Source organism: Claveliimonas sp. (assembly GCF_037273965.1).
Classification (GTDB): domain Bacteria; phylum Bacillota; class Clostridia; order Lachnospirales; family Lachnospiraceae; genus Claveliimonas; species Claveliimonas bilis.
Window position 1 is genome coordinate 1 of sequence record NZ_JAYAZJ010000058.1, and the last position, 6,195, is coordinate 6,195.

Here is a 6,195-nt window from a genome sequence, read left to right on the forward strand (position 1 = left end):
ACGTTCCTGCCCAATATTTTTATTTTATTCCTGGCTCTTGCTTTTTTGGAGGACAGCGGATATATGTCCAGAGTCGCCTTTGTCATGGACGACATTATGGGGCATCTGGGGTTGTCGGGAAGAGCTTTTATTCCGCTTCTTCTCGGCTTTGGCTGTTCCGTTCCCGCCGTTATGGCTTCCCGGGCCCTAGAACACAGAAAAGACCGGCTGAAAACCATTTTAATTACTCCATTTATGTCCTGCAGTGCAAGACTTCCGATCTACGTGCTGTTCTCCTCTATGTTTTTCGGAGGCAACGCTATGATCGTCTGTTATTCCATGTATCTTCTGGGAATCCTGGTCGCTATAACTGCTGCTTTTGTCATTTCCAAATTTGACGGCAGCAAAGCAGAACACAATCTGCTGATCGAACTGCCGGAATATAAAACGCCAAATGCCCGCACCATTGCCATCTATGTATGGGAAAAGATAAAAGATTATCTCACCAAGGCCGGAACTGTTATTTTCATTGCCTCAGTGATCATGTGGATACTTCTGAATTTTGGACCGTCAGGATACGTGACCGATATCAGTTTAAGTTTTGGCTCTTATATCGGCAAGGCCATTGTTCCCATCTTCACTCCACTTGGGCTTGGCTACTGGCAGATTGTTGTAGCTTTGATCGCCGGAATCGCCGCAAAAGAAGTGGTCGTATCCAGCTGCGGCGTCCTGTTCGGCATCCAGAATATTACAACAGCTCATGGAATGTCCGCTATGGCTTCCACTTTGGGCACTATGGGATTCGGCGCTGTCAACGCCTACTCCCTTATGGTATTCTGTCTTCTGTATATTCCGTGTACCGCAACTATTGCAACGATCCGCCGGGAAACGGAAAGCAGACGGATCACCGCCTGCTTTGTCTTCTTCCAGTTTGCTGTCGCATGGGTTATGAGCTTTATCGTCTATCATATCGGTCTTCTTTTTTAAAAACTGCAGTTTTACACAGGGTATTCTGCAATTTTACACAGGGTATAACGCAAATTGACACGTAACACTTTTAAAGTTTGTTACGTGTCAATTTGTATCTACTGTATCTTTTTCAAAAGATTCAGCTTTTTCTTATACGGTGCATAACGCACCGGAATATCAATATGCACTGACTTTTTCATGATACTCTTCTGATGGGTAAAGGTATCGAAGCTGGCCTTTCCGTGGTATCCTCCCATTCCGCTGTTTCCCACTCCTCCAAAAGGCATATGGGATGTAGCAAGATGAACTACCGTGTCATTGATACATCCTCCCCCATAGGAAATATGCTTCAGAATATAAGCCTCTCTTTCCTTTCTTCCGGTAAAAAGATAAAGGGCAAGCGGTTTAGGTCTTGCTGTCACCTGCGCCACTACTTCTTCCAGATCATAGAAAGTCAAAACAGGCAGTACCGGTCCGAAAATTTCTTCCTGCATCACCGGATGATCCCAGCTTACCTGATCCAGAATAGTAGGCTCAATCTGAAGCGTTTCTTTTCTGCTGCCTCCGCCGCATACGACATGAGCATCTTTCGTCAGGCCAAGGACACGCTCATAATGTTTCTCGTTGATCATCTTAGGGTACTCTTCATTCCTGCAGGGATCTGTCCCGAACATCCTGCGGATCTGTTTGGTCATCTGCTTCAGCAGTTTATCCTTCACGCTTTTATGGACAAAAATATAATCCGGCGCCACACAGGTCTGTCCGCTGTTTAAAAATTTTCCCCATACGATTCTCTTTGCCGCCAAAGCAATATCAGCTGTTTCATCTACAATACAGGGACTCTTTCCTCCCAACTCCAGACTGACAGGAGTTAAGTGCCTGGAAGCCTTCTCCATGACATATTTCCCTACATTTACACTCCCCGTAAAGAAAATATAGTCAAACTTTTCACTTAACAGCGCTTCATTTTCCTTTCTTCCGCCCTCAATTACAGTAACATATTTTTTCGGGAACAGCTCTTTTATCATTCTTGCAATCAGAGCCGATGTTGCGGAAGAATAAGCGGAAGGCTTAACTACTGCACAGTTTCCTGCACTCAAAGCTCCTACCAGAGGTGCTATGGTAAGTTGAAACGGATAATTCCATGGGGACATGATAAGCACTGTTCCATACGGTTCCGAATAGATAAACGACCGGGAAGGAAACTGTGTAATGGGCGTTGGCACCCTCTTTGGTCTGGCCCAGCCCCGTAAATGTTTCAATGTATATCTGATCTCTTCTTTCACAATACCGATTTCCGTTGCATAAGCTTCAAAGGGTGCTTTATGAAGATCTTTATGCAGCGCCTCCATGATCGCTTCCTCATTTTTGCCGATCCAATCCTGCATCCGCTCCAGCTGCGCCAGGCGGAAAGCAACATTTTTCGTTTCTCCCGTACGGAAATATTCTTTCTGGCGATTTAAAATCTCTTTATAATTATTGCTCATTTTCTTCCTCCTACCTGCGAATTTGATAATAAATCTCCTTCAACTGATCTTTTTTCATAATCTTCGGTACCGGATAAAGCGGATTTGCCTCTTTAGCCGCCCGTTTTGCCAGCATATCAATATCGTCTTCCAATATGCCGTCCAACTTGTCCGGAATACCCATCCTCTGATTCATCGCTTTGATCTCTGCAATAAAGGCATTGGCCTTTTCCTGATCTGATTCCAGATGCTGTCCTATCTTCACAATATCAGCCAATTCTGCCAGCGATATGTACACAGAACTTCCATATGCTTCCAGCACATATGGGAGGATTACCGCATTGGCAAGTCCGTGGGGAATCCCATACTCTCCTCCCAGACTGTGGGCAATAGCATGAACATATCCGACGTACGCTCTTGTAAAAGCCGCTCCTGCCAGAAACGAGGCTTTCTGCATATTCTCTCTTGCTTCCATGTCTTCCCCGTTTTGATAAGCCTTTTCCAGATTCTTAAAAATAAGCTTCACTGCCGAAACACTGTCTTCGATTGTCTCTTTCGTATTACTTTTTCCTATGTAAGCCTCCACTGCATGGGTCAGAGCATCCATACCTGTTGTAGCTGTAATATGCGGCGGAAGACCTCTCGTAAGCACCGGATCCAGCACTGCATATTTGGGAATCAGTACAAAATCATTCAGCGCGTATTTTTCATGAGTTTTCTCGTCAGTCAGCACAGCTGCAAGGGTCGTTTCGCTTCCGGTCCCTGATGTAGTAGGAATCGCCACAAGAAGAGGGATCGGTTTCCAGATTTTCAGTTCACCCCGCATAGATTGAATTTTTTTGTGAGGCCTTGCCACTCTTGCACCTACTCCTTTGGCACAGTCCATCGGAGAACCTCCTCCGAAAGCAATCAGTGCATGGCACCCGTTTTCCTTGTAAAGCTGCAGCGCCTCTTCCACGTTGGCAATGGTCGGATTTGCCGTAGTTTTATCATAAACAACGCATTGTATCCCTTCTTCGCGTATCCACTGCACCAAAGGCTCATGAAGTCCCAGAGACGCAATTCCCGGATCTGTTACCAGCATAACATTTCGGAATCCTTTCCTTTTTAGCATATCCGGAAGTTTCTTTAAACTGTCCCGTCCTGTAATCAATTTTGGCTTACGCCAAAACGGAACATGATCCATTGCAAATTTCATAATTTTCTGATAGATGCGACACCATAATCTGTACATTTTTTCTTTTCCTTTCTTTCCCTCATTTCATTCCGCCTTACCCCGCCTCCTGCTGCACCTTGGCAGTCCCAAAATATCCTTTGTATTTTCGAAGCATAAGGCAAGGACAGGTCCTTTATCAAAACCTGTCCTCACTGCTCACTGTTTGTTTACTTTTTCAAGGTAAGGAATTTCAATCGGATCAATCGGATTTACAGGGTTTTCGACTTTTCCCTTTTCCTTCCTCTTACGCCGTTTCAAAAGCTCTCCTCCCTTATTGTAAAACCAAAAAGAATATACAAGCAGTTTATTCATTTTTCCAAGCTTATCCTTTGTTGTTTTTCCGTAGAGGCTTCCTCCAACCTCCACCGGAACTTTTTCCCTTATAAGGGAAATCAGCTCTGTCTCACACGTAACATGCCGCGGCAAAATCGTATATCCCATGCCGACGCACTCTATTTTGTGAGAATCACTCCCTCCAATACCCGGCTTCTGATATTTCATCGCCAATCTGGCCGCTTTTTCATTGGATTCTTCCGATTCGCAGGCATTAAAAGCTTCGATAAAATCAAATCTTTTTATCGTTTCCGGGGAGCGGAAATACTTTTTCGTATTCGTAAAACTTAAATATTTTTCTCCGCAGGGATGTGCCGGTCCCAATATTCCCCCATGCCGGTGGACAAAGTCGATCAGCATGTTCACCGGCATTCCTTTCAGCTCCAGCAAACGCATCTTAACCCCTTCAGGCATTACACAGATAATATGTCCGGCATCGCATGTATCATACTCAATACCTTTCAGAACTACAAAATCTTCGTGTTTCTTTCCCTTCATTTCGTATTTCCAGTGCCTGTAGCCTTTATATGTGTCATGATCTGTGATCAGCATTCCGTCGAAACCTTCAGCTTTCAGTTTGCTAATATAATCATCCAAGCTTACTTTACTGTCAATAGATCCTTCCTTCACATGACAATGCATATCCAATTTCATAAGTAAGCCTCCTTTGCTCTTTCCGTTTAATATATCCCTTAAAACTGATTTTATTATAGCACAAAGAGGCAAAAAAACCTATACTCTTCTTTCTCCGGTATATTTCCTGGACGAAAAGCGTATCATTCCAAAACCGGCCATCCACACCGCCATGCACACACTCCAGGGAAGTTCCGCTTCTGTAAATCCAAATAAAATCGCCGCACCTGTAGATAAAACCAATCCAATTATCAGTATCAAAATTCTGCTTATCCTATACATAGCAAACACCTCTCTTCCTATGAACTGACTATAGCAAAAGAGGTGTGCAATAAAATGTACTTGCTTTTATATTTTCAAATTTTTCCGTTCTATTCTATAAAGGTTATGTCATCGTCGTCCTCATCATCTTCACTTTCCCTGACAGAATCCTCGTCATCTGGCGAACTCTTTTTTTCTCCATCCTCATCGTCCAGAAGCATTCTGGCTCTCTCAACTTCTGTTTCCATGGATTCCTTCTCACGGAAACTCTCGGAATACAGTCTTTCCTTCTTGCCGACCTCCCGTGATTTCATCATAAACTGTATAACAAGACCGATCACAGCCAGCACAAGACTGGCCAGGACTGTAATAAGGAAGCTTTCAGCAAGCCCTGTCAGTTCTGCTGCTGAAATACCGGCAATAAATCCGCCTGCGACCGCTGAAATAATAATGATAATAGGATCCAAAAAAATCGCTGTGATAATACCAAGGATCAAACCCGCTCCCAGACAGATAAAAGCCGTCAGTAAAGAATCAGGCGTAAACGTTATCAAAGCCGCTCCTGCCCCCAGCATCAACAGCCATACAAACGCTCCTACTCTGTACAAAATCGCCGACAGACATGCCAAAATTACCGCAAGCGCTCCTGCCGCAATAAGCATGACAGTACCTTCCAGACCAAACATAATTCCTGCTGCCAGGCCAATAACCGCTCCTGCAAGCGCTCCTGCCAATGCAGCCAGGACTCGTATCAATTTCAATCCAAAAAAGCAGATGAGAAGTCCGATTACTATCCCGGCAATCATGGAAGCGGTACTATTCTGTATAACAGACTGCAAATCATAAATAATCTCTTCCGGCTCCCCACCGGACACCTGGTTTATGATAGATATTAATTCGTTCATAAAATTCTCCTTTGTCCCTTTATTAATTATCTGCGAGAGTATTATAACACTTTTTTGCATTTCTGTTAACCCTGTAAATGCATCTGGAAAGATCCCCCTCCTATATTTTTAATCATTAATAGAGATGGGCATCAATTGTATTTTCAATCAACACCCATCTCTACTTCTGTGGTTCAATCATTCTTTTTCCCTTTCTCTACATATGTAGTAAAAAAATGATTTTTGTTTTTTTATACTGATCTTTATTCCTTTCATCGTATGGTCTTTACTGTCCATCATAACCTTCTTCATACTAATATTCTTCCAAATACTTTCTCAATACTCTGACTTTCAATATCAACCTTTTTGGATTTCATTTATAAAGCATCAGTACAAATAGCTAAATGTTTTGAGTAGGTTTATTATTTCGGTAGTTTAAGAAAAGGAGGTACGG

At 43.3% G+C, this 6,195-nt stretch carries 6 protein-coding genes; 1 reads left to right on the forward strand and 5 read right to left on the reverse strand.

Features of this window, described 5'->3' with window-relative positions:
- Window positions 1-966, forward strand: a 966-nt coding sequence (gene feoB, locus WJ238_RS04065) for a ferrous iron transport protein B (RefSeq protein ID WP_337606225.1), incomplete at its 5' end; no start/stop codon positions are given.
- 98 nt (window positions 967-1,064) lie between these two features.
- On the opposite strand, the gene WJ238_RS04070 is transcribed toward feoB, so the two are convergent.
- The 5 genes from WJ238_RS04070 to WJ238_RS04090 form a co-directional block, all read right to left on the reverse strand.
- Window positions 1,065-2,435, reverse strand: a complete 1,371-nt coding sequence (locus WJ238_RS04070; RefSeq protein WP_337606226.1) for an aldehyde dehydrogenase — start codon at window positions 2,433-2,435, stop codon at window positions 1,065-1,067.
- A 10-nt stretch (window positions 2,436-2,445) separates the two neighbouring features.
- Complete coding sequence (locus WJ238_RS04075; protein WP_337606227.1) at window positions 2,446-3,612, reverse strand: iron-containing alcohol dehydrogenase; 1,167 nt, start codon at window positions 3,610-3,612, stop codon at window positions 2,446-2,448.
- Between the two features lie 174 nt (window positions 3,613-3,786).
- Window positions 3,787-4,617, reverse strand: a complete 831-nt coding sequence (locus WJ238_RS04080) for a PHP domain-containing protein (RefSeq protein WP_230106800.1) — start codon at window positions 4,615-4,617, stop codon at window positions 3,787-3,789.
- A gap of 78 nt (window positions 4,618-4,695) precedes the next feature.
- Complete coding sequence (locus WJ238_RS04085; protein ID WP_256193234.1) at window positions 4,696-4,857, reverse strand: hypothetical protein; 162 nt, start codon at window positions 4,855-4,857, stop codon at window positions 4,696-4,698.
- Between the two features lie 110 nt (window positions 4,858-4,967).
- A complete protein-coding gene (locus WJ238_RS04090; protein ID WP_337606229.1) occupies window positions 4,968-5,762 on the reverse strand; it encodes a hypothetical protein in 795 nt (264 codons plus the stop codon).
- Between the last annotated feature and the right edge of the window lie 433 nt (window positions 5,763-6,195).